At 37.4% G+C, this 3180-nt stretch carries 4 protein-coding genes; 2 read left to right on the top strand and 2 right to left on the bottom strand.

Annotated features, from left to right (window positions below; all coding sequences use genetic code 11):
- Positions 1–302: 302 nt before the first annotated feature.
- A complete protein-coding gene (locus tag QWC74_RS05980; protein ID WP_237701298.1) occupies positions 303–566 on the bottom strand; it encodes an NUDIX hydrolase in 264 nt (87 codons plus the stop codon).
- 88 nt (positions 567–654) lie between these two features.
- Here QWC74_RS05980 and QWC74_RS05975 point away from each other — a divergent pair, with 88 nt between their 5' ends.
- On the top strand, positions 655–1497 hold the full coding sequence (locus QWC74_RS05975) for an SH3 domain-containing protein (RefSeq protein ID WP_006785713.1): 843 nt from the start codon (positions 655–657) through the stop codon (positions 1495–1497).
- A 336-nt stretch (positions 1498–1833) separates the two neighbouring features.
- Positions 1834–2637, top strand: a complete 804-nt coding sequence (locus QWC74_RS05970) for a ZIP family metal transporter (protein ID WP_006785712.1) — start codon at positions 1834–1836, stop codon at positions 2635–2637.
- A gap of 131 nt (positions 2638–2768) precedes the next feature.
- Here the strand turns inward: QWC74_RS05970 and QWC74_RS05965 are convergent.
- Positions 2769–3180 (bottom strand): biotin transporter BioY (locus tag QWC74_RS05965; RefSeq protein ID WP_288993945.1); only part of this gene is annotated, 412 nt, incomplete at its 5' end.

Genomic DNA, 3180 nt, shown 5'->3' with positions numbered 1-3180 from the left:
GCAATCAGTCCAACAAATAAGACGCCACTTAAGATTAATTTTTTAAAATTTTTTTGTTCCATTCTCTTCATTCACTTTCATGAAATTACTCTTCTTATCTTGTTTCATCCCTCTCAAACTTATACTAACTGTTAGTGAAACAACTTCAAAAATAACCAAGAATCTTCTAATATTTCTTTAAGGTGACGTTTATTTTTTTGATAATCTCTAATTTGTTTTTTACGGTGTGGCACCATCAAAAGCGGCAGACATTTGGGATTAAAAAATTTGAGTTTAGCCGTTTCAGGACCGTTTTCAATTCCTCAGCCTCCCGTTACAATGCCTGTGTAGATATGTTGCACATCATGAAATGATGGTCGATCATAAACACCCACTTTGTCAACAATCTCCACCTCGTATCCAGTTTCTTCACGCACCTCACGTTTGGCCGCCTCTTCTAATAATTCCCTTTCATCCACTCTACCTCCTGGTAAATCCCAAATCGGTAAATCTTTTCGTTTGACTAATAATACCTCCTGCTTCTTGTTTACTACGATTGTAAATACTCCTTCTGTTTGCAAATCCATCCCTCCATTTTTTCACATTATATCATGAACTGATTATTTAATCTTCACATAGGCTATGAGTAGACTAACTTTGAAAGGATGGATACAATTGCAAATTATCAATTTCCAAGTGCGTACGATTCAAATCAAATATACAACCAGTAACTTAAATCTTCGAAGGGGTAAATCAACCTCAGCCCCAATCCTTTTGATGATTCCGAAGTATTCAAAAATCGAAGTGACGGATACGGATGATGAATGGTTAGAAGTGAATTATCAAGGGACGAGAGGGTATGTCAGTCGTGATTATGTGTCAAAAACAATGTCCCCTTATAGCAACTTAAATTTACGAGAAGCGCCATCAACCACTTCTAATGTACTAACCCTTATTCCCAAACAATCACGTATTGAAGTTTTAGCAACAGAGGGAAACTGGAGTTATGTCGTTTACAACGATGAATTTGGTTATGTGTTTAATACTTATCTATCTGATGATGGTCAAAAACCTGATTTAACGAAACAAGCTGAGTTTTCAACTGATATGTTAAAATTTGTGAATGATAATGATATTCAAAGCCCCACTGATTATTTGTTAACGACTGATTTGAAGCATCGCGAGACGTATGTGTTTAAAAAAGAAAACGACATTTGGACCCAACTTTTCAAATGGAAATCAACGATTGGCGCTCCTCGTACACCTACGATTAGCGGAACGTTTTCAATCATTGGACGAAAACCCTCTTTTGGAACAAACCGTTATACGGTTAAAGATGCCACACGTTTTGCCGAAGGTTATTACTATCATTCCGTTTTATACGATCCAACAGGCAGCTATATCATTGATGGAAGACTCGGACAAGCTTTAAGTCATGGTTGTATCCGTTTAAATCCATCGAATGCAAAATGGATTTATGAGACGATTCCCGATGGCACAACAGTAATTATCCATTAAAAAAGGAACGCCCTCAGCGCTCCATTTTAGATTGTTTCGAATTTCAATTGCACTCCAATGATTTCTTCATGCGAAAAACAAAGTTCATTAAACCCCATAAAAAAATCTCATGCGCCAACATGAGATCATTAAAATGGTCTGCCAATCAGCACTTGTCTGATTTGACATTCCATTTCTAACAATCCTATTATATAAAAAAAATTCACTGTTATCTAGCTTAAATATTTTCCAAATTTGAGAATGAGCTCCTTATCTTCATCTTTAGGCAGGCACACATTTCTAAGGTTAGAATATACTGACAATGTATAAACAGACAAAAAGGAGAGGATTTTTAAAATGGAATGGTTTGCTAGCCTCTCTCCAGTAATTCAAGCATTACTTGCGACAATTTTTACTTGGGGAGTAACTGCTCTAGGAGCTGCCGTCGTTCTTTTCTTTAAGAACATTAATAAAAGATTACTTGATGGGATGCTCGGATTTGGAGCAGGCGTTATGATTGCCGCCAGTTTCTGGTCATTATTAAATCCAGCACTCGAGTTAGCGGAAGATTTAGGTTCACATTTCGTCTGGTTTACTCCAGCACTTGGATTTTTAGCTGGCGGTTTATTTGTTGTCTTATCTGAAAAACTAATGGATCACTTCTACTTTAATCAGTGGAGAGATGCCGAAGGTAAAAATTCTTTAAAACGCAGTTTACTGCTCGTGTCAGCAGTTACGATACATAATATTCCCGAAGGATTAGCTGTCGGGGTTGCATTTGGTGGTGTTGTCGCGGGAATTGAAGGAGCCACTTTAATTTCTGCTATTTTACTCGCTATTGGAATCGGACTTCAAAACTTTCCTGAAGGGGCTGCCGTTTCACTACCTTTACGTCGAGAAGGGTATAGTCGATGGAAATCATTCCTTTCTGGACAAGCTTCTGGATTAGTTGAACCTGTGGCAGGTGTGATTGGAGCCTTGGCAGCTATTAGTGTTCGTAGCTTACTTCCTTTTTTATTAGCTTTCGCAGCTGGTGCTATGATTTCAGTCGTGTCTTCTGAATTGATTCCAGAAAGTGCAAGAGACAATAAAAACTTAGCCGCTATCGGTGTCATCTTAGGATTTATGGTGATGATGGTCATGGATGTTGCCTTAGGATAAACAACTTCATCATAAAAAGTGAAGTCTCGAAATTCGTGACTTCACTTTTTAATTTTCAGGTCATAAAGTGACATTCTTCCTCTTCTATCAAATCAAGTTTAAATCCAAATAAAGATTCTAAATCCACCACATTATTCATTCACAAGCTGCCCTCTAAAAACGGATTGATTAACCCTTTTAGTGAGTCTAACCGCTACTAAAGAGGCAATCACACATTTGACTACATCACCTAAAACAAATGGGATAACAGACACTTTAAACGCATCATAAATACCGATTCCTTGATTTAAACTCATCCAATACGTTCCAAATAAATAAATAATCGGCATTCCAATTAAGATTGTAATGCATAACGCTGATTTTAAATGGACGCATTCTCCTTTTACATAACTCATGAGTGGAGCTGCGATTAAAAATCCCATAATAAAGCCTCCCGTTGGACTTAAAATTTTAGCAAGACCTGAAGCTCCTCCTGAAAAAACAGGCAAGCCAATCAACCCCATTATGATATATAACGACACAGTGACAAAGGCTTGCTTTGGC

Origin of the sequence: uncultured Turicibacter sp., assembly GCF_938044715.1 — a bacterium.
GTDB classification, from domain to species: Bacteria; Bacillota_I; Bacilli_A; order MOL361; family Turicibacteraceae; genus Turicibacter; species Turicibacter sanguinis.
This window is presented reverse-complemented; position numbering and strand designations above follow the sequence as displayed.